19 protein-coding genes and 1 pseudogene are annotated in these 24,624 nt (G+C 42.0%); 2 read left to right on the forward strand and 18 right to left on the reverse strand.

What is annotated here, in order from left to right:
* Window positions 1-447: 447 nt before the first annotated feature.
* From sucD to sdhC, 8 genes are all read right to left on the reverse strand, one after another.
* A complete protein-coding gene (gene sucD, locus PZ638_RS15235; RefSeq protein ID WP_004256808.1) occupies window positions 448-1,320 on the reverse strand; it encodes a succinate--CoA ligase subunit alpha in 873 nt (290 codons plus the stop codon).
* Complete coding sequence (gene sucC / locus PZ638_RS15240; RefSeq protein ID WP_004256812.1) at window positions 1,320-2,486, reverse strand: ADP-forming succinate--CoA ligase subunit beta; 1,167 nt, start codon at window positions 2,484-2,486, stop codon at window positions 1,320-1,322. The genes sucD and sucC overlap by 1 nt, the downstream gene beginning before the upstream one ends.
* 132 nt (window positions 2,487-2,618) lie before the next feature.
* Window positions 2,619-3,830, reverse strand: coding sequence for a 2-oxoglutarate dehydrogenase complex dihydrolipoyllysine-residue succinyltransferase (gene odhB, locus PZ638_RS15245; protein ID WP_164565424.1), 1,212 nt, complete (start codon window positions 3,828-3,830; stop codon window positions 2,619-2,621).
* A 14-nt stretch (window positions 3,831-3,844) separates the two neighbouring features.
* Entirely contained in the window at window positions 3,845-6,658 is a 2,814-nt protein-coding gene (gene sucA / locus PZ638_RS15250) for a 2-oxoglutarate dehydrogenase E1 component (RefSeq protein ID WP_004256820.1), read from the reverse strand.
* Window positions 6,659-7,156: 498 nt separating this feature from the next.
* Entirely contained in the window at window positions 7,157-7,873 is a 717-nt protein-coding gene (locus PZ638_RS15255; RefSeq protein ID WP_004256824.1) for a succinate dehydrogenase iron-sulfur subunit, read from the reverse strand.
* A gap of 35 nt (window positions 7,874-7,908) precedes the next feature.
* On the reverse strand, window positions 7,909-9,675 hold the full coding sequence (sdhA, locus tag PZ638_RS15260; RefSeq protein WP_042848296.1) for a succinate dehydrogenase flavoprotein subunit: 1,767 nt from the start codon (window positions 9,673-9,675) through the stop codon (window positions 7,909-7,911).
* Window positions 9,676-10,020 carry a succinate dehydrogenase membrane anchor subunit gene (gene sdhD / locus PZ638_RS15265; protein WP_004256832.1) on the reverse strand — a complete coding sequence of 115 codons (345 nt, stop codon included), beginning with the start codon at window positions 10,018-10,020 and terminating at the stop codon, window positions 9,676-9,678.
* Window positions 10,014-10,403, reverse strand: coding sequence for a succinate dehydrogenase cytochrome b556 subunit (gene sdhC / locus PZ638_RS15270; RefSeq protein WP_004256840.1), 390 nt, complete (start codon window positions 10,401-10,403; stop codon window positions 10,014-10,016). Before sdhC ends, sdhD begins: the two co-directional genes overlap by 7 nt.
* A gap of 672 nt (window positions 10,404-11,075) precedes the next feature.
* On the opposite strand from sdhC, the gene PZ638_RS15275 reads away from it, so the two are divergent.
* The gene (locus PZ638_RS15275) at window positions 11,076-12,362 is read left to right on the forward strand and encodes a citrate synthase (RefSeq protein ID WP_004256842.1); all 1,287 of its coding nucleotides are present in this window, start codon (window positions 11,076-11,078) and stop codon (window positions 12,360-12,362) included.
* Window positions 12,363-12,447: 85 nt separating this feature from the next.
* Here PZ638_RS15275 and PZ638_RS15280 read toward each other — a convergent pair whose 3' ends face one another.
* Window positions 12,448-13,209, reverse strand: coding sequence for an AraC family transcriptional regulator (locus PZ638_RS15280; RefSeq protein ID WP_181489499.1), 762 nt, complete (start codon window positions 13,207-13,209; stop codon window positions 12,448-12,450).
* A 130-nt stretch (window positions 13,210-13,339) separates the two neighbouring features.
* Between PZ638_RS15280 and PZ638_RS15285 the strand changes: the two genes are divergently transcribed.
* The gene (locus PZ638_RS15285; protein WP_210852922.1) at window positions 13,340-14,473 is read left to right on the forward strand and encodes a multidrug effflux MFS transporter; all 1,134 of its coding nucleotides are present in this window, start codon (window positions 13,340-13,342) and stop codon (window positions 14,471-14,473) included.
* Window positions 14,474-14,736: 263 nt separating this feature from the next.
* Here PZ638_RS15285 and PZ638_RS15290 read toward each other — a convergent pair.
* The 9 genes and pseudogenes from PZ638_RS15290 to PZ638_RS15330 form a co-directional block, all read right to left on the reverse strand.
* Window positions 14,737-14,941, reverse strand: a pseudogene (locus PZ638_RS15290) (hypothetical protein); the annotation flags it as partial.
* A gap of 182 nt (window positions 14,942-15,123) precedes the next feature.
* Complete coding sequence (locus PZ638_RS15295; protein ID WP_144141159.1) at window positions 15,124-16,284, reverse strand: TPM domain-containing protein; 1,161 nt, start codon at window positions 16,282-16,284, stop codon at window positions 15,124-15,126.
* Window positions 16,281-16,877, reverse strand: coding sequence for a LemA family protein (locus tag PZ638_RS15300; RefSeq protein WP_144141161.1), 597 nt, complete (start codon window positions 16,875-16,877; stop codon window positions 16,281-16,283). Before PZ638_RS15300 ends, PZ638_RS15295 begins: the two co-directional genes overlap by 4 nt.
* Window positions 16,878-16,994: 117 nt before the next feature.
* On the reverse strand, window positions 16,995-17,264 hold the full coding sequence (locus tag PZ638_RS15305; protein WP_144141163.1) for a type VI secretion system PAAR protein: 270 nt from the start codon (window positions 17,262-17,264) through the stop codon (window positions 16,995-16,997).
* 12 nt (window positions 17,265-17,276) lie between these two features.
* A complete protein-coding gene (locus PZ638_RS15310; RefSeq protein ID WP_144141165.1) occupies window positions 17,277-18,239 on the reverse strand; it encodes a hypothetical protein in 963 nt (320 codons plus the stop codon).
* A gap of 59 nt (window positions 18,240-18,298) precedes the next feature.
* Window positions 18,299-19,957, reverse strand: coding sequence for a hypothetical protein (locus PZ638_RS15315; protein WP_164455883.1), 1,659 nt, complete (start codon window positions 19,955-19,957; stop codon window positions 18,299-18,301).
* Window positions 19,957-20,895 (reverse strand): DUF4123 domain-containing protein, encoded by a 939-nt coding sequence (locus tag PZ638_RS15320; RefSeq protein ID WP_144141168.1) that lies wholly within the window; start codon window positions 20,893-20,895, stop codon window positions 19,957-19,959. The genes PZ638_RS15315 and PZ638_RS15320 overlap by 1 nt, the downstream gene beginning before the upstream one ends.
* On the reverse strand, window positions 20,888-22,996 hold the full coding sequence (locus PZ638_RS15325) for a type VI secretion system Vgr family protein (protein WP_206277540.1): 2,109 nt from the start codon (window positions 22,994-22,996) through the stop codon (window positions 20,888-20,890). Before PZ638_RS15325 ends, PZ638_RS15320 begins: the two co-directional genes overlap by 8 nt.
* A gap of 69 nt (window positions 22,997-23,065) precedes the next feature.
* On the reverse strand, window positions 23,066-23,584 hold the full coding sequence (locus PZ638_RS15330; RefSeq protein ID WP_004246976.1) for an Hcp family type VI secretion system effector: 519 nt from the start codon (window positions 23,582-23,584) through the stop codon (window positions 23,066-23,068).
* Window positions 23,585-24,624: the final 1,040 nt, after the last annotated feature.

Consider the following 24,624-nt stretch of genomic DNA (forward strand, 5'->3'; position numbering starts at 1 on the left):
GATAATGATACAAATGTTCTTAATTTTTCCAAAGATTAACAAAAAATATAATCATTGAATTAAAGCCTCGAAAAAAGAATATTTAATTTGTAATAGTATCTTATTTTAAACTTATTATGAATTTTATTAATATAGCCGTTTTTATCAACTAAACGGTTATATTGGTTTAATTGAATTGCCGTCAATATTATAAAATTGACATGCCGCAATTTTGCTATTTTTTGCACAAAATGCGATTAGCGCCCCCTACTCGTCTAGTTGCCCCTCATTATCAATTTTCCTTCATACAAGCCTGTAATACGCATTTTTAAGTATAGACACTCTTTTCAGAAAACCGCATAACCACATAAAAATTGTTTGAAATATTTTTGTAAACCATAAAAAAACCCGCGCTCACATGAGCACGGGCTTTCGTCTCTTACTCTTGCTAGTTGCCTAGCGAATCACTTATTTGTTCAGTAATGATTTTACTGCATCACCGATGTCTGCAAGGCTACGAACGGTTTTCACACCAGCCGCTTCTAATGCAGCAAATTTCTCATCAGCTGTGCCTTTACCGCCAGCGATGATTGCACCTGCGTGACCCATACGTTTGCCTTTTGGTGCAGTTACACCTGCGATGTAACCGACAACAGGTTTAGTGACGTGCTCTTTAATATAAGCCGCTGCTTCTTCTTCTGCGTTACCACCGATTTCACCGATCATGACGATAGCTTCAGTTTGCGGATCCGCTTGGAATAATTTCAGGATATCAATGAAGTTTGAACCTGGGATTGGGTCACCACCAATACCTACGCAAGTCGATTGACCTAAGCCTGCATCTGTTGTTTGTTTAACAGCTTCGTAAGTCAACGTACCTGAACGTGAAACGATACCGACTTTACCTGGCATATGGATATGACCAGGTTGGATACCAATCTTACATTCACCCGGAGTGATAACACCTGGGCAATTAGGCCCAATCATACGAACGCCTGCTTCGTCTAATTTCACTTTCACTGTCAGCATATCCAACGTTGGGATACCTTCAGTGATGGTGATGATCAGTTTAATGCCTGCATCGATAGCTTCTAAAATAGAATCTTTACAAAATGGTGCTGGAACATAGATAACAGAGGCTGTTGCGCCCGTTGCTTCTACAGCTTCACGAACAGTGTTAAATACAGGTAGACCTAAGTGAACAGTGCCACCTTTACCTGGAGTCACACCACCGACCATTTGCGTGCCATAAGCAATCGCTTGTTCTGAGTGGAATGTACCTTGACCACCAGTGAAACCTTGGCAAATTACTTTAGTGTTTTTATCGATTAAAATAGACATTATTTAGCCTCCGCTGCTGCTACTGCTTTCTTAGCTGCATCTGTCAGGCTATTTGCAGCGATGATGTTCAAGCCGCTATCTGCCAGTTTTTTAGCACCTAACTCTGCATTGTTACCTTCTAAACGCACAACTACCGGTACATTTACGCCAACTTCTTCAACTGCACCAATGATGCCGTCTGCAATCAGGTCACAACGAACGATACCACCAAAGATGTTAACAAAAACCGCTTTCACGTTTTCATCAGAAAGAATGATTTTAAATGCTTCAGTTACACGCTCTTTTGTCGCGCCGCCGCCAACATCTAAGAAGTTAGCTGGTGCGCCGCCGTGTAATTTAACGATGTCCATCGTACCCATTGCAAGGCCTGCACCGTTAACCATACAACCGATGTTGCCGTCTAATGCAACATAGTTCAGTTCCCACTGAGCTGCTTGTGCTTCACGCGCATCTTCTTGTGATTCATCACGCAGTTCACGGATTTCAGGTTGGCGATATAACGCGTTGCTATCGATACCTAATTTACCATCTAAGCAAACTAAATCACCCGCAGTGCTGATAACCAGTGGGTTGATTTCAGCTAATGCTAAATCACGTTCTAGGAATAATGTTGCTAGGCCCATGAAAATTTTTGCAAATTGGCTAACTTGTTTGCCAGTTAGACCTAATTTGAATGCTAACTCACGACCTTGGAAAGGCATTGGGCCAGTCAATGGGTCGATAATCGCTTTGTGAATTAACTCTGGGGTCTCTTCTGCGACTTTCTCAATTTCCACGCCACCTTCGGTAGAAGCCATGAACACAACGCGGCGAGTGCTACGGTCAACAACAGCACCTAAATAGAGTTCTTTATCAATGTCAGTCGCAGTTTCAACTAAAATTTGGTTTACTGGTTGGCCATTAGCATCTGTTTGATAGGTAACTAAGTTTTTACCTAACCAGTGTTCTGCAAACGCTTTAACTTCATTGATATCGCTAGTGACTTTCACGCCACCCGCTTTACCGCGTCCACCAGCGTGAACTTGGCATTTAATTACCCATGGGCCGTTACCAATTTTTTTAGCTGCATCGACGGTTTCAGCAACTGATGAACAGGCATAACCTGTCGGTGCAGGCATCCCATAACGTGCAAACAACTGTTTTGCCTGGTACTCGTGTAAATTCATGATGTTCTATCCATAATTGAGTCTGAAGAGGCGTTTATTCGCCTCCTGCAATTGTTACTGATTTAGCAACCCGCGAACGGGCTGCATCGGTTACTTCAGACCGGGCAAGTTGTACCCTGCCCTGTTATGTTGCTATACGTCCAGCAGTAAACGAGTTGGGTCTTCCAGCATATCTTTGATAGCGACTAAGAAGCCAACTGACTCACTACCATCGATTAAACGGTGGTCGTAAGACAGTGCTAAATACATCATAGGAAGAATTTCTACCTTACCATTTACAGCCATAGGGCGGTCTTTAATCGCATGCATGCCTAAAATCGCGCTCTGTGGTGGGTTAATGATAGGTGTAGACATCAGAGAACCGAATACGCCACCGTTAGTGATAGTGAAGTTACCACCACTTAAGTCTTCGACAGTTAATTTACCGTCACGACCTTTGACAGCCAGTTCTTTAATTTTCTTCTCGATATCAGCCATGCTCATTGCATCGACATCACGCAGCACTGGCGTTACCAGACCACGTGGTGTTGATACAGCAATACTGATATCGAAATAGTTATGGTAAACCACATCATCGCCATCAATAGAAGCATTCACTTCTGGGTAGCGTTTCAGTGCTTCAACCGCAGCTTTAACATAGAAAGACATAAAGCCTAAACGAACACCATGACGTTTTTCGAATACTTCGCCATATTGTTTACGTAAGTCTTTGATTGGTTGCATGTTGACTTCGTTAAACGTCGTCAGCATTGCAGTCGTATTTTTCGCTTCTAACAGGCGCTCTGCGATACGTTTACGTAAACGAGTCATTGGAACACGTTTTTCACTACGGTGCGCTAATGGCGCTTGTGGCGCTTCTGGTGCTTTCGCCGCAGGTGTCGCAGATTTATTTGCTGATAAATGTTTTTCAACATCTTCACGAGTTAAACGACCGCCAACGCCAGTCCCTTTGATATCCGCAGGGTTTAAATCGTGCTCTGCAATTAAACGACGAATAGCTGGTGTCAGCGCATCGTTGCTTTCTGTTTCTAAACTTGCAGTTTGACGTTGTGCAGGTGTTGACTCTTGTGCTTCTTTCACTTCAGCTGGAATACCAGTGCTATCGCCTAAACGAATGCGACCCAGTAACTGCTTAGACAATACTGTTGCACCTTCATCTTCAACGATAGCTTCTAATACACCCGCTTCGCTTGCAGGAACTTCTAATACGACTTTATCTGTTTCGATCTCAACCAGTACTTCATCACGCTGAACACTGTCACCTGGTTTTTTATGCCATGTGGCAACCGTAGCATCTGCAACGGACTCAGGAAGATCGGGAACAAGAATTTCTACGCTACTCATTTTCTATCCTTTAATTATTCAATGTTCAAAGCGTCATTAACCAGGGCTTTTTGTTGTTCCTGGTGTACGGACGTATAGCCAACTGCTGGAGATGAAGAAGCAGCTCGACCTGCATAACGTAAAGTTGCCCCTGCTGGGATAGCTTCACGGAAGTTATGTTGACTGCAATACCAAGCACCTTGGTTTAATGGCTCTTCTTGACACCATACAAAGTCTTTTACATCAGTAAATTGCGCCAACGCTTTTTGGATATCTTCGTGTGGGAACGGATATAGCTGTTCGATACGCACGATAGCAACGTCAGTTTGTTCATTTTTACGACGCTGTTCTAACAGATCGTAATAGACTTTCCCTGAACACAGAACGACGCGTTTCACATTTTTCGGATTGATTTCATCGATTTCACCGATAACTGGCTCAAATGTACCATTAGCCAATTCTTCCATGCTAGAAACCGCTAACGGGTGACGCAGCAGAGATTTTGGTGACATCACAATCAGAGGACGGCGCATTCCACGTAAGGCTTGGCGACGTAACATGTGATAAACCTGAGCTGGTGTTGATGGCACACACACTTGCATGTTTTGGTCAGCACACAGTTGCAGGTAACGTTCTAAACGTGCAGATGAGTGCTCTGGCCCCTGACCTTCATAACCATGAGGCAGTAGCATTACCAGACCACACATACGACCCCATTTTTGCTCACCAGAGCTAATGAATTGGTCGATAACTACTTGCGCACAGTTAGCGAAGTCACCGAATTGTGCTTCCCAAATAGTCAATGCGCGTGGTTCTGTCGTTGCATAACCATATTCGAATGCTAATACGGCGTTTTCAGTCAGAACAGAGTCCCAAACATTAAAAACACCTTGCCCGTTATGGATATTCTGCAGTGGGACGTAAACTGAACCATTCGTTTGATTGTGAATAACTGCATGGCGATGGAAGAATGTACCACGGCCCGCATCTTCACCCGATAAACGTACAGGAACACCTTCATCAACCAATGTTGCGTACGCTAAAGTTTCAGCAGCACCCCAGTCGAGAAGTTTCTCACCTTTTGCCATTTCGGCACGGTCTGCATAGATTTTCTCAACACGAGATTGCGCAACCACGCCTTCTGGAATAGTACTGACTTTAGTTGCCAGTTCAGTTAGGCGTTTAATATCAACGGTTGATTTGTATGATGCATCCCATTCATGGTTTAAATATGGAGCCCATGTGTATGAGTTCAGACCCATTTCACGGTATTCTTCAACCACACAGTTACCCGCATCTAACGCATCACGATACAGATTAACCATTTCAGTGACATCATTAGCACTTAACACATTTTCTGCAATTAAACGGTCTGCATAAATTTTACGTGGTGTTGGGTGCTGTTTGATTTTTTGATACATCACTGGCTGAGTTGCACTTGGCTCATCCGCTTCGTTATGCCCATGACGGCGATAGCATACTAAATCAATCATAACATCGCGTTTGAACGTGTTACGGAAATCCAGTGCCAAACGTGTTACAAATGCCACTGCTTCAGGGTCATCTGCATTCACGTGGAAAATTGGCGCCTGCACCATTTTAACGATGTCAGTACAGTATTCGGTTGAACGTGTATCTTTTGGATTTGAAGTAGTGAAACCAATTTGGTTATTAATTACGATACGTACAGTACCGCCAACTTCATAACCACGTGCTTGAGACATATTTAATGTTTCTTGCACAACGCCTTGGCCAGTTACTGCTGAGTCACCATGAATGGTAATTGGCAGAACCATATTGCTGCGGCCTTCATCCAGACGGTCACGACGAGCACGTACTGAACCAATAACTACAGGGCTAACAATCTCAAGGTGAGATGGGTTAAATGCTAATGCTAAGTGAACACGAGAACCTGCGGTTTCAAAATCAGAGGAGAAACCTTGGTGATACTTAACGTCACCCGCACTAGAGTGGTCTTTATGTTTCCCCGCGAACTCATCAAATAATTCGCCAGGTTTTTTACCTAAGATATTAACTAGAACGTTTAAACGACCACGGTGAGCCATACCCAAAACAACTTCACGGGTATCTTGCTTGCCTGCGTGGTGGATTAAATCTTTCAGCATTGGGATTAGTGAATCACCACCTTCCAATGAGAAACGCTTGGCACCTGGGAATTTAGCCCCAATGTAACGCTCAAGCCCTTCAGCTGCCGTTAATTCTGCTAAGAAGCGTTTTTTCTCTTCTACTGAGAAAATTTTAGATACGTCTACAGATTCAAGACGCTGCTGAATCCAACGTTTTTCTTCTGTATTTGTGATATGCATATATTCAGCACCGATAGAACCGCAATAAATACGTTTCAGGTGCTCATATAGCTCACTCAGCTTCATGGTTTCTTTGCCAATAGCAAATGAACCCACATTGAAGGTTTCGTTGAAGTCTTCTTTCGTCAGGTTGTGGAATGCGGGGTCTAAATCTGGAACAGATTCACGTTTCCAAAGACCTAACGGGTCAAGATTCGCATTTTGGTGCCCGCGGAAGCGGAACGCATTGATTAATTGCAAAACTTTAACTTGTTTTGCGTCGATAGCTGGATCGCTAACAGAGGTGTGATAACGTGTAGAGTCTTTTGCTAAGCGACGGAAGTAATCGCGCGCTTGGGAGTGGAATTGTTCACCGCTAGTACCTAATGCCGCACCAGGTAGTTGATCAAAAATTGCTTTCCACTCGGCATCGACAGAGTTAGGGTCAGTCAGATAATCTTCATAGAGCTGTTCTATATAAGTCTGGTTCGCGCCTGCCAGAAAGCTTGAATCCAGCCAGTCCTTCATTACGCCGTTCTGCATTGTGATCCCTTAAGCTTTTAAAGCTTTAGTTTTCGCCGTGGTTAACTAATCGCCGCATTTAAGCGACCTCGATAAAGGTTCTCTTGGACGTGCTTTATGCATGTTCTCTCTTTGGGAGGCCCTTTATCAGTAAGGGTTTCCCTTTTAAGGAACCTTTAAAAACTGGCTGCGGTTTTTAAAGGCCCCTATGCTTGGGCTGTCGTCTTCATCTTTTTTTGCAGTTGGCTATTTTTTCTACTTTTTGCTGTTACTTTCTTTGCTTTCACTTTTTTACGCTTTTGTAATGACAACGTTTTAATAAGTACTACTTTTTATGGGTGACAATGTTACTTTCTGACGCTCTTTGTTGGTATTTCGTTTTCGCGCTTTTGTGAGCTTCCGCGCATTTAAATCATGTCATTGTTTTTACTTTACGCGTTTCTTTTAACTTATGTTTTTATTTTGTGCTATTTCATTTTAACCCACAGCACCTGAGCACTGCGGGTTAAATATGCATCATTAAGCACTATGTTTTAGTAACATAGATTTAATATGACCGATAGCTTTCGTTGGATTTAGTCCTTTAGGGCATACATTGACACAATTCATGATGCTATGACAGCGGAAGACACTAAAAGCGTCGTTCAGATCATCTAATCGCGAATCGGTTTCTGTATCACGGCTATCAATTAAGAAGCGATACGCCGCCAGCAAGCCTGCAGGCCCGATAAACTTGTCCGGATTCCACCAGAAAGATGGGCAAGAAGTCGAACAACATGCACACAAAATACACTCATATAAACCATCGAGTTTTTCACGTTGTGCAGGAGTTTGTAAATTCTCACGCGCCGGTGGATTCTTATTATCATTAATAAGATATGGACGAATTTTTTCATATTGGGTATAGAATTGTGTCATATCGATGATCAGGTCACGTACAACAGGCAGACCTGGTAATGGGCGAATGACAATTTTCTTCCCACCACGGATTAACGCGGATAATGGCGTAATACATGCCAACCCGTTTTTACCGTTCATGTTCAGACCATCAGAACCACATACCCCTTCACGACAAGAACGACGGAAGGATAATGTTGGGTCTTGCTCTTTAATTTGGATTAACGCATCCAGCAACATCATGTCACGCCCTTCAGGAACTTCTAGCGTGTAATCTTGCATACGTGGTGCGTTGTCCACATCAGGATTGTAGCGATAAATCGAAAATTGTAATTTCATAGTTTATTTCTCCGCAACTGGATTAACACCACGCATTAGTAGGTACGAATTTTCGGTGGGAAGGCTTCACGCAGTTTTGGCTGCATGTTGACTTCACGACGCGTCATCGTTTCAGATTGCGGTAAATATAATGAGTGACATAACCAATTCGCATCATCTCGCTCTGGGTAGTCAAAGCGGCTATGCGCACCACGGCTTTCTGTACGGAAGTTTGCAGCTTGTGCCGTTGCATAAGCCGTTTCCATCAGGTTATCCAGTTCTAAACATTCGATACGCTGAGTATTAAACTCAGTCGAGGTATCATCAAGACGTGCATTTTGCAGGCGCTCACGAATCACTTTCAGCTCTTCTAAACCTTTCGCCATGGCATCGCCTTCGCGGAATACCGAGAAGTTATGCTGCATACAGGTTTGCAGTGCTTTACGGATTTCAGTTGGGTCTTCACCAGTACGTGCACCTTCCCAACGGTTAAAACGAGTCATCGCTGCATCGATATCAGATTCAGACGCATCACGCATTGAACCTTGTTCCATGATGGACTCTTTCAAATGCAGACCCGCTGAACGACCAAATACCACTAAGTCGAGGAGTGAGTTACCGCCTAATCGGTTAGCGCCGTGTACTGATACACAGGCAATTTCGCCGACTGCAAACAAGCCAGGAATGACTTCATCTTCACCTTTTTCGTTATAACGAATGGCTTGGCCTGTAACTTTAGTCGGAATACCACCCATCATGTAGTGGCAAGTAGGAATTACTGGGATTGGCTCTTTGATTGGGTCAACGTGAGCAAAGGTACGAGATAACTCAAGAATACCCGGTAAACGAGATTCCAGAACTTCTTTTCCTAAGTGGTCCAATTTCAGTTTAGCATGTGGACCCCATGGGCCATCGCAACCACGACCTTCACGAATTTCAATCATGATAGAACGCGCAACAACGTCACGACCCGCAAGGTCTTTCGCATTCGGCGCATAACGTTCCATGAAACGCTCACCGTCTTTGTTCAGCAAGTAACCACCTTCACCACGGCAGCCTTCAGTAACGAGAACACCCGCACCTGCGATACCCGTTGGGTGGAATTGCCACATTTCCATATCTTGTAGTGGAACACCTGCACGAGCAGCCATCCCCACACCATCACCTGTATTGATGTGTGCGTTAGTGGTTGATTGGTAAATACGCCCTGCACCACCGGTTGCTAAAATAGTTGCTTTCGCTTTGAAATAAACTAATTCGCCTGTTTCCATACAAATTGCAGTACAACCTACAACATCGCCATCTTGGTTTTTAACTAAATCAAGGGCATACCATTCAGAAAAAATGGTCGTGTGGTTCTTTAAGTTCTGCTGATACAAGGTATGTAACAGTGCGTGGCCAGTACGGTCAGCCGCAGCCGCAGTACGTGCAGCTTGCTCACCACCGAAGTTTTTAGACTGACCACCAAATGGACGTTGATAAATACTTCCGTCATCAAGGCGAGAGAATGGCAACCCCATATGCTCTAATTCAAGGATAGCCTCTGGCCCTGTTTTACACATGTATTCAATAGCGTCTTGGTCACCGATGTAGTCGGAACCTTTCACGGTATCGTACATGTGCCATTCCCAGTTATCAGGGTGAGTATTACCTAACGCAACAGTAATACCGCCTTGCGCTGAAACAGTATGAGAACGGGTTGGAAAGACTTTTGACAGCAGAGCACATGACAGACCCAACTGTGAAATTTGCAGTGCAGCACGCATACCTGCGCCACCAGCACCGATAACGATAGCGTCAAACTCTCTGATTGGCAGATTCATTTATGCACCCCACACAACAATTGTTCCGTAAATTAAATAAGCCAACAGACCTACAACGATAGCCAGTTGCAACACTAAACGAATTGCTAAAGGCTTAACGTAGTCAGTCAGCACTTGCCACATGCCAATCCACGCATGGACAAGAATCGAGAACAACGTGAGGATAGTGAATACTTTCGTCACAGAAGAGGCGAAAAAACCACGCCAGACGTCATAGGTAATGTCATTAATAGCAACAAAACCAACAATGTAGAGTACATAGAGCGCGATGACAATCGCAGAACCACGGATTAATAGCCAGTCCTGGATACCAGTACGGCCTAAAGCTGAAGCATTACTTACCATACTAAAACCCCCGCCAGAATTGCTAAAATCACGGTAATGACAAATGTAATTTTTGCAGATGAGTTACCAGCAGCAAGCGTTTCATCAACACAACCGAAATCCATTAGCATATGACGAATACCACCACAGATGTGGTAAGCCAAAGCCGTCAAGATGCCCCAAAGAATGAACTTAGCAAAAAAGCCAGTCATTATTTCAGACGCGTATTGAAAACCTTCTGGAGAGGAGAGAGATGTCCCTAACAACCAAAGCAGAATACCAACTGCGATGAGAGTAATGACGCCAGAGACACGGTGCAAGATCGAAGATATTGCAGTGATCGGGAAGTGAATCGTCTGCAAATCAAGGTTGACAGGTCTTTGTTTTTTCACAATTTTGCCCACACAGCTCTTTATTATTTTCCATCCTCCGGACCTGGGGTGGAAATCAGACAGCGACAGGGGGTACAAAATGCAACTTAACACAAACTCTAATCCATCATGTTTAAATAAAGTTGCATACTGATCACGCTGGGAACTCCTACTACAGGGTAATCCGGAGACCTGCCGCTAGTATAAAGTCTTCACAATGCCATTACAATTCCCACACAAAATGTTTGGAGACATTTAGCCCGAACAGTGAGAAGGATCACGATTTAAACATTTTGTATAAATGTGCTTATGTTATTTGACAATGATTCAACATTTATCTTACATATAGGACTGGCAGAATTATCTTAACGGTGCTGTTGACACTTCATCGTAAAAGAAAAAAACGTGAATATTGCAATGTTAAATACTCTTCAATTTGAACTATGATGGGTATTAATAACAAAAGTTATGAAAGTTGTTCCTCTTACCACAAATAATGATATTGTAGGGAAAACAACAAAAAGAACATAACATCTACACACTCATAAACAACCTAACTACATTGTCATCGGTCTCAGATTTCAGGTTTTATGTGATAGCTAGCTGATTTCCAAAGCATACCGGTAGAACAATGCACGAAGACGCAGTATAACGCTGGGCTTCTGGGTTGTTGGGTGTCGATTATCAAGCGCTAAGGAGACCGTAATGGCTGATAACAAAGCTAAGCTAACGACTGGTAGTAAGGGTGATATTGACCTAGATATTTTAAGCCCAACGATTGGTCAAGACGTTATCGATGTCCGAACTTTAGGTTCTAAAGGGTTCTTTACCTACGACCCTGGTTTTACTTCTACTGCATCCTGTGAATCAAAAATCACCTATATCGATGGTGAGCAAGGCATTCTGTTACACCGTGGTTTCCCTATCGATCAACTCGCTACTGAAGCCTCTTATCTCGAAGTTTGTTATATCCTGCTATACGGTGAAGCACCGACTCAAGAACAATATGACGTATTTAAAAATACGGTGACTCGCCACACCATGATCCATGAGCAAATTACTCGCATGCTTAATGGTTTCCGCCGTGACTCACACCCAATGGCTGTATTATGTGGTGTTACAGGCGCACTAGCTGCCTTCTATCACGATGCATTAGACGTGAATAACCCACGCCACCGTGAAATTACGGCTTATCGTCTGCTATCAAAAATGCCAACAGTTGCAGCGATGTGTTACAAATATTCAATTGGCCAACCTTTTGTTTATCCACGTAATGACCTGTCATACGCGGGTAATTTCTTGCACATGATGTTCTCTACACCATGTGAAGAATACACAGTTAATCCTGTTTTAGAACGCGCAATGGATCGTATTTTGATTCTGCACGCTGACCATGAACAAAACGCCTCAACATCGACAGTTCGTACTGCGGGTTCATCTGGCGCAAACCCATTTGCTTGTATCGCAGCGGGTATCGCTTCACTGTGGGGGCCTGCTCACGGTGGAGCTAACGAAGCTTGCTTACGTATGTTGGAAGAAATCCAAACTGTTGAGCACATCCCTGCATTTATCGAGCGCGCTAAAGACAAAAATGACTCTTTCCGCTTAATGGGCTTCGGTCACCGTGTTTATAAAAACCATGACCCACGTGCAACCGTAATGCGTGAAACTTGCCATGAAGTTCTAAATGAACTTGGCTTGAATGACAGCTTGCTGGAAGTCGCTATGGAGCTGGAACGTATCGCATTAAACGACCCGTATTTTATTGAGAAAAAACTGTACCCGAACGTTGACTTCTATTCGGGTATCATCTTGAAAGCAATGGGTATTCCATCTTCAATGTTTACTGTTATTTTTGCTATTGCACGTACCATTGGCTGGATTGCACATTGGAATGAAATGCACGATGACGGCCTGAAAATTGCACGTCCTCGCCAGCTATATACTGGCTATGACAAACGTGAATTCAACTCTGAATTATCAAAAAAATAATATTTAATTAAATCTGAACCCCTACATATGCTAAGGCCTCGAATTTTCGGGGCTTTTTCATGTTTGTTTACCAAAGTCATTTAGCTTACTGCTGCTGATATTCCCTTGGGGTCATCCCACTCATTTTACGGAAAAAACTAATAAACGCACTATCACTTGTTAAGCCAAGTTCTTGAGTAATATAATGATATGGCTTTTCTTGTGCGAGTAATTCAATGGCTTTAATATAACGCCACTGTTGGCGCCATGCTTGATAACTCATTCCTGTTTCTTTAAAAAAAATCCGTGTAATCGTCTTCTCACTCGCACCGATAGTTTGCGCTAATTGGTTTAAATTCGGTGGTAATTGTTCGATATCAACCCCTTTAAAGCGCCTATCTTGCGGTAGTGCTAACAGTGTTGGTTCTAAAGCAGCACTCTGTAATTCATCAATAAATACCGGTAATAAGTTGGCCAAACGCCCCTGCTGCCAATCACTATCAAACGGAGCAATAGCAATACGTTCTAGCACTTCCCTTAGCAATGGTGAAATATTTAAAATAACCACATCGTTCCCGATTTCTTTGGCATATTCTTCTGATAAATAAACCGAACGATACCCCACTGATGCCCTCATTTGCGCCCGATGAAGAACAAATGGTGGGATCCAAGCCATTCTACCAGGAGGAAGCAAAGACAGGCGATTTTCCAGTGAAATCCGTATACACCCTTGTTGTGTAAACAAAAGCTGTCCCATTTCATGTCTATGAAAACCTGAGTCATGCTGCCCCATTTTTGCTGCAATTCCCAATACTGGGGCGTGGTACCAGTGAGTTTGAAATTCATCTGTTTGATTTAACCAAGCCATAATGTCTCTTTTTTGATATTTATAGTCTTTATTATTGTAATAAGACAATAAAAATAACACTAAACTGCCTGCTATTAAATAGTTGTATCCGATTAGCCCCTTTATTTTTAGTAGATTGGCAGGAAAAAGTATGAAACATCCTCTCTCATTATGGCTTGCTGTTGCCTTAATGATGTTTCCTCAAATTGTGGAAACCATATACAGCCCCGCTCTCACTGATATCGCCAGTGCTTTCTCAGTAAATGCGGAACAAGCTTCACAAACACTGTCGCTTTATTTCTTTGCTTTTGCATTAGGCGTGGTGTTTTGGGGACGAATGTGTGACACCTTAGGGCGCCGCCCGACTATTTTGGCGGGTTTATTGATTTATGGTATTGCCTCTGTTGGCGCGTTATTTGTCACACATTTTTATTTATTATTATTAATGAGAATGTTGTCAGCATTTGGCGCTGCCGTAGGTTCAATTGGCACACAAACTACCATGCGTGATAGCTACCAAGGCCATGAATTAGCGAAAGTTTTTTCTATTATGGGAGTTGCTTTAGCAATTAGCCCTGCGTTGGGAATGTTATCTGGTGCTGGGTTAGCCAATTTTGGTGGCTATCGTGCCGTTTTTATCGGCTTAGCGATTTTAGCAGCGGTGCTTTTTCTCTGGTCCGTCTGTCGCTTACCTGAGACCAAGCCTGAAAACGTGACACAAGTCTCATTTATTGAGACATTTTTACGCATGATTGCGGATAAAGAAATTATTAGAAATGTGATCTTGATTGCATTTTTCAACATTAATTTATTTAGCTATTATCAGCTGGCACCTTTCAGTTTTGAACAATTAATGCTCACTCAACAACAGTTTGGATTAACTGGGATATTATTAGCACTTGGGGTCGGTTTAGGTTCGATATCAAATCGCTATTTATTGGCTAAAAAACACACATCTGAACAACTTGTTAAGCTATCGAGTATCATTTCTTTAGTTAGTGGCTGCTTAGTTTTTGCTCTAATGGATTCTATTTGGTTTGTTTTACCGGTTATTGGTGTCGTTATTGGTTACGGGATTGCGATTCCGAACATACTTGCCCATGCATTAAACCGTTATAGCGACCGAAAAGGCACCGCCGGAGCAATTTTAGGTTTATTTTACTACATCGGACTCGCCATCGGTCTAATGGTCGCTGGTTGGAGCCAACACTTAGGTTTAGTACTAACTATTTCGGGTTTGGTGTTGGTTTTTGCGTCACTAAGGTGGAGTAGCCAAGTACACTAAATAGATTTAGAGAAGCCCTTTTAGGTAGCTGTACAGCTAAAATAATGCCTGCTTGAGCCTATGGTCGACCAATAATTCAGAGACACGGATAACTTTTCTTCGGTTTCTAGAAGGATAACGTTACCGTGTCTATACATATACTTTGAAAGCGCTTTTTCTTAAAAATAAACGACATTCCCAAGATGAGCAAACCAAACTACGATAAGCCCTGTAAATTCTAATATACATAGAAACAAACTATGCAACTAATTACTTCAAACATACACTAGTAGCATGATAAATAAAGGTATTGTATTAGTGAGTTGGCTATTACGCTGTGGTGAGTTATCACACAACGCTGTTTATTGACCGTATCTAAAAATACCAGTTTTGAGGCTACAATGGAGCATCGTAGTGATGACTTTCCGCAATTAATGGCGTGGTTTCTAATTGCTTGGAATGCTTTGTTACGGTGTATAAACTCGTCATTCGGTGCCTTCCTCATCAATGGAGGTATTCAAAATTTACTGAAATACATGACAAGATTATTGGTACTTTCACTGAAAGAGAACATTATATTTAACCAAATCAACATATTTAATACACGACCAGCTAGGTGAGATTCACCGGACGCTTACTTATAAACCTAAATCAAGACTTTAGTAGAGACTTTACCAATGCCCTGAAGCACCGCCACCACCGCTAGAACCGCCTCCCCCACCGCTTGATGAACTTGATGAGCTAGATGAGCTAGATGAGCTTGATGAACTGAAATCGTGACTGGAAGTAAAATTAGAAGCATGTTTATGGGATGTGTTTACTGAATATGAAGGTTGATAAAAAGGTGAACCAAATCGACTGAACTCACAAATCGCTTTCCATTCTTTTCTCTGCTGTCGATAAATAGGAAATAAGATATTGATGCCAATAAACAACACGGTTAATGAAATAAGGTTAAAGAATAATGATAACACCACCATCAGTAATAAGATAAAAGGGTTAACAATACCATTAAGAATTATTTGTGTATAAAAAATGACAACGACTGAACAAAACACTACAGGGAAATACAGCGAAAATGATGTTGGAAAATAGAATGAGTAATTCAGATAATTTTTTAACCGTTTTAGCTGATTTGCACCTATCTTATATCCTCGCTTTTCTGAATTTTTCTTTTTTTTACCTGACTGCGCTATCACTTGATTAATTTTTCTTTTCAATTTTTTCGTTGAAAATACAAGCTGAAAACAATAAATTAGCCCTAATATTATCACATAAATTAAAATAAAATGTGTTTGTAATATTTTAAGAGGAATAAGATCTGTCAAAGAATTCGTTGAGCTTATTGGTCTATCATTAGCTACATGAATGGCATTTATAATCCCTTGCTCAATACCCGTATAATAGTTTTCTGCTCTAAAATACGGCAACATATTTTTTCGAATAATTCTCCCAGCAAGAACATCGGTAAATGTCCCCTCATAGCCGTACCCGACTTCAAAGCGAACACTGCGGTCATTTATTGCCACAACAAGCAGTAATCCATTATCAAGCCCCTTTTTACCTATCCCCCATTGATTAAAAACACGATTTGCGAAAGTTTCGATATTTTCACTCCCAGTAGTCGGAACGATATAAACAACAAATTGTGAACCATCATTCCGATTATTTTCAAAATTAATCAATAAATTATTTAGCGTTTTGAATTGCTGCGCCGTTAATAAATTTGCACGATCAATGACCCTATCTATTTTTAATGGGGGTGTATTATTCACTGATGCGCTCGCAATAGCACTAAATAAAAGCAAGGAAAATAAAATATTACGTATCATGAGTTAAAATCCACCGTTGGTGTTCTTTTGATTTCATGCCCATTCTCAACGTTAAAATTAATTTTTTTATCATACCCCATAAATTCCGCAATTAAGTTATAGGGGAATTGCCTAATTTGAGTATTATAATGGCGTACCGCCTCTATATACCGCCCTCTCGCAACTGAAATACGATTTTCAGCTCCCTCCAACTGTACCATCAGGTCTTGATAGAGTGAATTTGCTTTCAATTCAGGGTAATTTTCTGAAATGACTAACAGACGTGATAGAGATTGCCCTAAATTATCTTGAGCTTTTTGATAGCTCGCAGAAATTTCAGGATCATCAAACACGCGACCATCCACATTAATTTTCCCGACAGACGCTCTCGCCTTTACAATTTCTTGTAACACATTGCTTTCATGACTTGAATATCCCTTAACTGTACTGACCAGATTAGGGATCAAATCAAATCGACGCTGATATTGGTTTAATAATTCTGACGCTGCCGCAGAGACTAACTCATCATTTTTTTGGATTGTATTGTAAGAATTAACTAACAGAGTAAAAATTACAACTATCACTAATACCAAACAGATCGCTAACTTGCGCATTAAATATCCTTATATTAACCACTTAATGTTAATATTGACTATCTGGTGTAACACTAACTTCTTTACTATCATCAATCCTAGCGGATTCAATCATTATCCATCAGAACATCGTATCTTCTAACCAATTTTTACCGTTGAATTACCCATTAATACGCCACCGCAACTTACTGTATCACCTGTTCTGGCCGCAGGCTTACCATCAATAAATACACTACTTGAACCACCAACGATAGTTCTTGAATGCCCACCGTGAGGCGCTAATGCGTCTCCTTGCCGAGCAACCGCCTTACCATCGACTTTTACTGTTGGAGAACCTGTAATTACTTGAGTAGGGCCATGTTTCCCATGGCCTGTATCAGAATCACCAATAAGGATAATGTTTGGCATAATAGTACCCGACTATATGACCGGAATGAATTTTCCATTTACTAAAGAAAATATTGGGGAATGTACTCCAATAATTTTTCTATTTGCATCGTTAAAATAGCTATATGAAATAGGTGAATAATCAAAATCTTCTTTATAAACCAACTTTACCATTTTCCCATCATTCATAACTAAGGGTTCAAAATTATCCCAAGTAATTGGGATCATTGCGAATGCCTTCTGATTAAAATCAGCAGCTATTTCACGTGATTCAAGTTGTTCGTCAATCGTCCCTCCGGTTGTTTCTACCCAAGTTTTTAGTGAAGGAGCCAATATGTGTTTTATTTTTGATAAATCTTTTTGATTAAAAGCAGCCCAGAGTTCTAAATATGCGTCTTGTAACAATTTGCGTTGTTCTGGGGTATCTTGGTACCTTTCAGCGTTTACCCATTCCCATTCGGGTACTCCCATTACATTTATTTTTTTATTAAATTGGAATACTGTCATATCATGAGGATATTCATTGGGCCGAATATTCTGGCGTATTCTATTCTGATGTACTTTTTCTGTATTGGGGGCTTGAATCAATTTTTTCTCTACGTGTCTGTCCAGAGCATCACCTTGATACGCTTCTGGCTCACCTTTTTCATTAATTTTAACCAGTAGCGTTGTTAATGGAATAATATCGCCATTATCCGTTATTTTATTGACCGTAATCTCACATTTTGCATTCGGATTAAATTGATTGAGTTTATCTTTTGGTACCTCTTTAGTTGAAAACCAATTTGGTGATGCCATCTCAATGCTAATAGTATTCTCACCATTACGCATCATTATCATCGAGTTTGTGCTTGTCGTACCAAAACCTAATCCGCCACTCACAAGACCTGAGCGGTTATTAGTTCCACTTACCCCATTGGTTTTAACATCACAAAATGCGTATTTCATATCGACAGAAGTACGAATAAGAAAATCATTATCATCGGCATAACTCATAGACATATTTCCTAATATTAAGATTGTCGTCATACACAGTAAGTTGCTTAGTTTCATCATTAACCTTTTTCAAAAGTATTTTTTATAGCCGTGCCTGCTATGGATGTCGGTACGGCATTGACTGCTGAAGTAAACGCGGCTAGTTCCGGTCGTTGTCTTTCAGGTACTTTTCTAACTTGCCCCGCTAAATTAAAACGAATATCTGACTCGGTAGGCGTTAAAGGGTCTGCAAATTGGTAGATAGTCCAATCTGCGTCGAGTGGAGCACCCTCATAAAAAGCACTATCATCTTTTTTGGTTCGAAGAGAAATATCTGCCGTAAATTGAAATTTCAGCACAATACCATCATGACAAAGGACTAAGTCTATTCCATCATCATGGGCATCTAAAGCAAGTGCACCTTTTGTTTCGAATCGTAGATGAAATTCAAAACACGCCTCTAAAAAAAGGACATTGGCTTTGATATAAGCACCCGCATCGGCTTTAAAGCCTATCTCAAACTTATTATCACCATCAAATGCAAACTCTTGTTGCTTGTCAGGAGTTTGAGCCATCCCCACAAAACAGTGAACAGCAAAAGAGAAAGTAATATCAATATTAATACCCGCACTAAATTTATCTTTACCTTTTTTCCTTTCTTCTAAAGCTTCACGTAACTTACTTATACCGCTGCTCAAGGCTTTGCCACCATAAAGCGCAAGTACCTGCAAAACATCAATATTAAATGACCCGCCCCAAAAAGGCTTCCCTTCTAATGCACAAACTAATCGAGCTGAATCACGCTGAGTTACATTCTCCATAAAGAAGGTTAATCCAATCTCGATATCTGAAAAATCGAAAGAGAAAATAGGATATTTATCGGCGAAAGGGGTCAATTTACCTTTTTGCTGATATAACAATTTTGTTTCGATATCATTAATAATTTGACTGACTTTCAATATACCTGACAAGTCATCAAGAAACGTTTTTGTTTCGCTTATTTGCTTAATAGGCGTTAAATTATAGGGATGCCCTGCTAGCTCATAAAAAAAGCCGACATCAATACCTAGTGAGGTCGTTTTGACAAATGGGATCGGCGCTAATGTCCAGCCTTTATGGTACTTATTCAGCTTCTTCGGTAACGTATTTTCCCCTGGCCCGCCCTTGAGTCGTTCTGACTTTAATTTACTAATTTGCTTATCCCTTCGCTCTTTATCATTCGCTTCTCGAGTTTGAAAGGAGTAACTAAAATTGACAGAGAACCCAAACTTCACCGAAGGAATTACATCAAAAGTCCAATCTTGTTTCGTACCAAGGCAATTAGTCGCTGTAATATTGTATCGTCTAGGCGACTTGAATGCGTCAATGGGCGCCAGCATATTGACAAAGGTATTGAGTAAATTACTTGCGCTAAAAGTCCCCGCATCACGACTTGCATTATAGGAAACCGAAACCGATTGAGATGAACCCAAACTCAATGCTTGTTCATAGTTCTTTGAAGTGAGTATCGCGTTATGTTGAGCATTATTATGTTTCTTATCATTGAGCAGGATTTCTAACGGAACCCCCTCGCCCTCATCAATCACTATTTCCGGTGATATAACATCCTCGCCCCGCCACTCTAAAATCACCTTATCCTTTGAGGTGTCTTTGACAAGTAAATCCAGATAACAAGGTTCCGGTATGTCACATGTTTGCGTTGCACACCCTACTTTAGGTGATATTAATTTATCACTCATTATCCATTTTCCTTTGCTAAGTCTGGCAACATATTTAAGATACGATTAGCCAAACGATATACTCGATAATTTCCGGAACCCGTTTCATCAGCTAAAGACACGCGCCATTCTTCTGGAACATCCTCAATTCGATAAATTTGGTATAATGCCAGCATATAGGCAATTAACTGATAGGAATGTTTGTCATCGATTCTGTGCTGCTGACAAAATGACGACAAATCACTCGCTAATTGCCAATTTTGCCGCCAAGTGGTTTCACCATAACGCTCTTGTATTTTTTGTGCTCTCGGTGCTGGTCGTTCAAACGCACTGACAACCCAATCCTCTAATGAAAAATCCATTTGTGATTGATAACTCATACTTTTGGCGTGAATAAAAAAGTAAATTAACTGGTCTAAAAATTGGCGTTCAAAAACGAGATTTACTGCATCATATTGAATGGGGGTAAAACGCATCAGCTTGCCCCCGAGCTTCGCATTATCCGGAAATCCGCGGCGCTCACGCTCAAAGCGGGAAGCGGTTTCCTCTCCCCATAACAACGTCTTCAGCTGCGTGATAGGACCTAAAAATACATGCAATCGCCAATTATCAAAGGTTCCAAGCACATCCCACACATTGCGAGGGTCATAAAAACGCCAAAAGACCGGCTTTTCTTGTCCCGGTATCATCACCATCAAGTATTTGCGCAGATGCTGACGTAACTCACGCATGGTTGCGTTCGTATAAACATAAATTCCCCAAGGCGTCTCTCGCGTACTTAACCAGCGTTGCACCTCTTCGGTCACTTCCACTAAATAGGGCGCTAATGACACAATTTCAGGTTGAATCGGTTCGCTGTATAAGCAACTCGCCGGCGGTTCGTGCTCGGCGAACAAATTAAAGACATCGGGCTCGGAAGCTGCATCGATAATGGCATAGCACGTTTCAGGTTTAACCATTTTCCGCCTCCTCTTGCCCTTCCTTCATGGGACAATGCGCCACAAAGGCCGCGCCACTGCTCGCAGCGGCTTTAAGTACCGCAGGGTTAGTCGCTTGCAGGATATCCCCAGGGCTTCCCCCTGAATTTAAGTTTATCGCCGGTCCTTTAATATCCACGCCACCGCTGTGAACAACGACAAAGCTTCCGCCCACTTTTAACGTGATTTTGCTGCTGCTTTGTAAGGTAATATCCCCTTGTGCATTCACGCTGACCACACCTTGTATTGCCTTAACCAAATCCCCCTCAACCGAAAGGTGTTGGTCTCCCTCAACTTTGTCTTGATAGTTACCGGTTGTTTTGTGCGCTTGATTACCTTCAACCGTCACGGTCCGATTACTGGCAACAACCAGTTCATCGTTATGACCAATACTGGTTGTCCGGTCGTAATTAATCCGTTCACCCCGTGAGTTCAGCACATTGATGGCCAAATTCTTTTGCGCATGGAGATAGATTTCTTCTTGGCCTGCCTCATCTTCAAAACGCAACTCATTAAAGCCATCCCCTTTGTGGGTTTTGGTGCGAAACGTCGTGCGCGTTTTGTGTTTCGGTAAATCAATTGGCGGCCGATTACGGCCATTATAAGTACAGCCCGTAATGATGGGTTTATCTATATCATTGTTAAGATAGGAAATAATTACTTCCTGCCCAATTCTGGGGATGGACATAAACCCAAAGCCATCGCCGTTCCAACCGTGGGCGACTCGCACCCAACAAGACGCGCTATGGTCAGGTTTGCCGCGCCTGTCCCAATGGAAATAGACCGTAACCGCCCCTTGAGAGTTGGTATAGATTTCTTCACCCGGTGGCCCGACAACGGTAGCCAGCTCATCCCCATCCGCTGTAGGTTTATACCGATAGGGCGGTCGCCACTCTTGAGTACTGGGGATAAAGGACAGCTGGTTACTCAGTTGGGTGCCTTCACCGCCACTGTTATCAGCAAGAGGTTGCACACCGTGATGGGATACGCTAATCACTTGCCACGTCGTATTCATTCGAGGACTAGGATGGTTTGATAGGCTAAAGATGCGTCCCGGTGCTAACTCAATGCAGTTAGTCGTCGCCGTTCCTACTTGCCGCTGGTTTTGTGATTGCTCGTAGCGAATTTGGTTGAAGGGCTGCCCCTCGGCATCTTCTTGAAAGCGACCATAGCTTTCAAATACTTCATGTTGTTGATGAACTTCCCCCGTGACTTGGTGGCTCAGTGGGTAAGAGGGGCGAAGTTGGTTGTAGTCTTTATCCACGCGGATATCGCTGCACAACTGCTCGGCATAGCGCCATGTGGTGGCGGTGCTGTCGGTGATATCCGTTTCAGATTGCGGATTATAGGTGAGCGATATCCCCGCTTTCATGCCTAAATGACGGTCACTGTAAAACAGTTGTGGGCCTTCTTCGAACCAGTAATTAATCCCTTCTTCGGCAGCGAGGCGGCACCAGAACTCATACATCGTTTCACGCTTTTGGGTGATATACTCGCGTTTTAGATGCTCTTCAGGGTGGTAAAACTGCTTATCAAATTTGATGTGAGACTCGCTTAATAGCGTCTCAAGAATGTTCGGCACCGTCATATTTTGGAAAATGCGGCTGTCTTGCTTAAGCGTCATCACCCACATTTCAGGGCGTATCACAAAGTGATACCAGGTTTTCACACCATCCGTATTGCCTTGCTCTGCACCCGCTAAGATACCTTGTACCCTGCGAAGAATTTTTCCATCTCGCTTTACAGTCAACGAGGAGGCCACACCCAGCACCGTTTGAAAATCAATCTCGGGTAACGGGCTGACCGCCTGAATCGACAGTGAAAAGAGCTGGGAAAGCCCTTCTTGCAAATCAAACTGGGTCACTTGAAAGGTATTTTCAGGTAACCCACCAATGGTACAGGTGAATACTAATCCCGTCCCCATTTCGCCACTCATAATACGGTCTAGCAGTTGACCATGGGCTTCTTGCAAGGCTTGGTCCTGTGCATAGGTTCTGCCACCCGCATACCCACCACCGTGAATAAGTGGGTTATTTTCGGGGCTGCCAAGTCGTTTGTTTTTATTGGGGTCTGTCCAAGACATGGGGGTTTCCTCTACAGGAGAAAAAGCGAAAAATGCAAACGAGCCTCGAGAGGCTCGCTAAATTCGAACTTACGCTTCGAGCGGTGCGCGCCAGTCATCGGCACCGGATGTGCCTGCAACGGTGTGTTCCCAATCGATTTTGCGGTAAGACAGAGACACTTCGATTAACTGTGTAAAGTCCGCTTTCGCCGGGTCTTGGCAGTGCGGCATTTGGCAATCGATATTGACGATAGTCGCATCAGTTAACGTGGTGGTGAAGAAATGCTCTTGCTTGCCTTCAACCGATGTGCGGTACCATTTCAGTTCCACTTTCGGCAGCATTTCGCCAGACGCTAATGCGTTATACAGCAGCGGAACGGCTTTATTTAACGCCACGGTAAAACGGAACGGCTTGTGCGCACGTTGGCCTGAAGGTTGGCCGGATTGTGGGTCTGTCGGTACAGTCACAACGTGAGAAAACTCTTGCACTAACATTTGGTCTTCATGACCTTGTACATAAATATTACCGACAGAATCGGCAGTAAATGCACCGGCAGTGATGTTACCTTGGGTTTTTCCTTCAATGGAAATATAACATGGAGTTGGCATAGCGATATCCTTTATCCAGAATGACAAATTGGGTTAAGTCGACATAATTATCGATTAATTTCCGTCATCTCAGCCCGTGCGCACGGTAAGATTTGAGTTAAGGATAATAAAAGCTTATGAATGGACTGTAAACCGGAGGGCCAGTTTGTATCTCTCTAGGATAAGTGACTTAGCGTAAACGGGTTGAAATATCGCTATATAATTCCGGAAAAACACCAAAAACGAATCATAACAAAATAATCATCGAACAAAAAATAGACCAAATTGCGATTAGCCCAGTAAGTTCTAATGTACATAGAAATAAACTATGTTACTAAATATTTCAACTTAAGAAGTTATCGCAACTACATGATTCAAAACAAATAAAATAGAGAATTTAAGCTACCCTCTACTAGCAGTGAAATTATCACCCCAATTCAGCAGTGTATTTAGCTACCCAATGTGCAATTACAAGTTATTAATATCGATAGGTGTGCTAACCAACTATAAATTTTGCATTTTTACTGTGTGGTATAGGAGCGGTACAATAGTTTAGTAAGAAAGCACTATATTAAAGAATAATATTAAAAGAAAAATAGGAGGATACTTTATCTAACCATATGAGAAGTATCGGCCATATTGATAATACGTTCAAATATCAAACTAAATCTTAGGTACATACATATTAAGTGAAACCAACACTGCCACCGCTCGAATAAAACGAAAATTTAATTCTATAAATATATTATTAATCCATCTTCTATGTTTTTCGAATCACAGCTAGGCGGCAAGAGAGCAAAGCCCTAGGAGCATACATAAGTATGTGACTAGGGTTCGTGAATGCAGCCAACAACGCTTTGATGTAAAAGGCAACTAAAATTTAATTCTATAAATATATTATTAATCCATCTTCTATGCTTTTCGAATCACAGCTAGGCGGCAAGAGAGCAAATCCCTAGGAGCATACATAAGTATGTGACTAGGATTCGTGAATGCAGCCAACAACGCTTTGATGCAAAAGGCAACGAAAATTTAATTCTATAAATATATTATTAATCCAT

Source organism: Providencia hangzhouensis (assembly GCF_029193595.2).
Classification (GTDB): domain Bacteria; phylum Pseudomonadota; class Gammaproteobacteria; order Enterobacterales; family Enterobacteriaceae; genus Providencia; species Providencia hangzhouensis.

What these genes read in the sequence shown, in the direction of transcription:
- sucD (WP_004256808.1), bottom strand. Translation starts at nt 1,320, where the DNA reads ATGTCTATTTTAATCGATAAAAACACTAAAGTAATTTGCCAAGGTTTC.
- sucC (WP_004256812.1), bottom strand. Translation starts at nt 2,486, where the DNA reads ATGAATTTACACGAGTACCAGGCAAAACAGTTGTTTGCACGTTATGGG.
- odhB (WP_164565424.1), bottom strand. Translation starts at nt 3,830, where the DNA reads ATGAGTAGCGTAGAAATTCTTGTTCCCGATCTTCCTGAGTCCGTTGCA.
- sucA (WP_004256820.1), bottom strand. Translation starts at nt 6,658, where the DNA reads ATGCAGAACGGCGTAATGAAGGACTGGCTGGATTCAAGCTTTCTGGCA.
- PZ638_RS15255 (WP_004256824.1), bottom strand. Translation starts at nt 7,873, where the DNA reads ATGAAATTACAATTTTCGATTTATCGCTACAATCCTGATGTGGACAAC.
- sdhA (WP_042848296.1), bottom strand. Translation starts at nt 9,675, where the DNA reads ATGAATCTGCCAATCAGAGAGTTTGACGCTATCGTTATCGGTGCTGGT.
- sdhD (WP_004256832.1), bottom strand. Translation starts at nt 10,020, where the DNA reads ATGGTAAGTAATGCTTCAGCTTTAGGCCGTACTGGTATCCAGGACTGG.
- PZ638_RS15275 (WP_004256842.1), top strand. Translation starts at nt 11,076, where the DNA reads ATGGCTGATAACAAAGCTAAGCTAACGACTGGTAGTAAGGGTGATATT.
- PZ638_RS15280 (WP_181489499.1), bottom strand. Translation starts at nt 13,209, where the DNA reads ATGGCTTGGTTAAATCAAACAGATGAATTTCAAACTCACTGGTACCAC.
- PZ638_RS15285 (WP_210852922.1), top strand. Translation starts at nt 13,340, where the DNA reads ATGAAACATCCTCTCTCATTATGGCTTGCTGTTGCCTTAATGATGTTT.
- PZ638_RS15295 (WP_144141159.1), bottom strand. Translation starts at nt 16,284, where the DNA reads ATGATACGTAATATTTTATTTTCCTTGCTTTTATTTAGTGCTATTGCG.
- PZ638_RS15300 (WP_144141161.1), bottom strand. Translation starts at nt 16,877, where the DNA reads ATGCGCAAGTTAGCGATCTGTTTGGTATTAGTGATAGTTGTAATTTTT.
- PZ638_RS15305 (WP_144141163.1), bottom strand. Translation starts at nt 17,264, where the DNA reads ATGCCAAACATTATCCTTATTGGTGATTCTGATACAGGCCATGGGAAA.
- PZ638_RS15310 (WP_144141165.1), bottom strand. Translation starts at nt 18,239, where the DNA reads ATGAGTTATGCCGATGATAATGATTTTCTTATTCGTACTTCTGTCGAT.
- PZ638_RS15315 (WP_164455883.1), bottom strand. Translation starts at nt 19,957, where the DNA reads ATGAGTGATAAATTAATATCACCTAAAGTAGGGTGTGCAACGCAAACA.
- PZ638_RS15320 (WP_144141168.1), bottom strand. Translation starts at nt 20,895, where the DNA reads ATGGTTAAACCTGAAACGTGCTATGCCATTATCGATGCAGCTTCCGAG.
- PZ638_RS15325 (WP_206277540.1), bottom strand. Translation starts at nt 22,996, where the DNA reads ATGTCTTGGACAGACCCCAATAAAAACAAACGACTTGGCAGCCCCGAA.
- PZ638_RS15330 (WP_004246976.1), bottom strand. Translation starts at nt 23,584, where the DNA reads ATGCCAACTCCATGTTATATTTCCATTGAAGGAAAAACCCAAGGTAAC.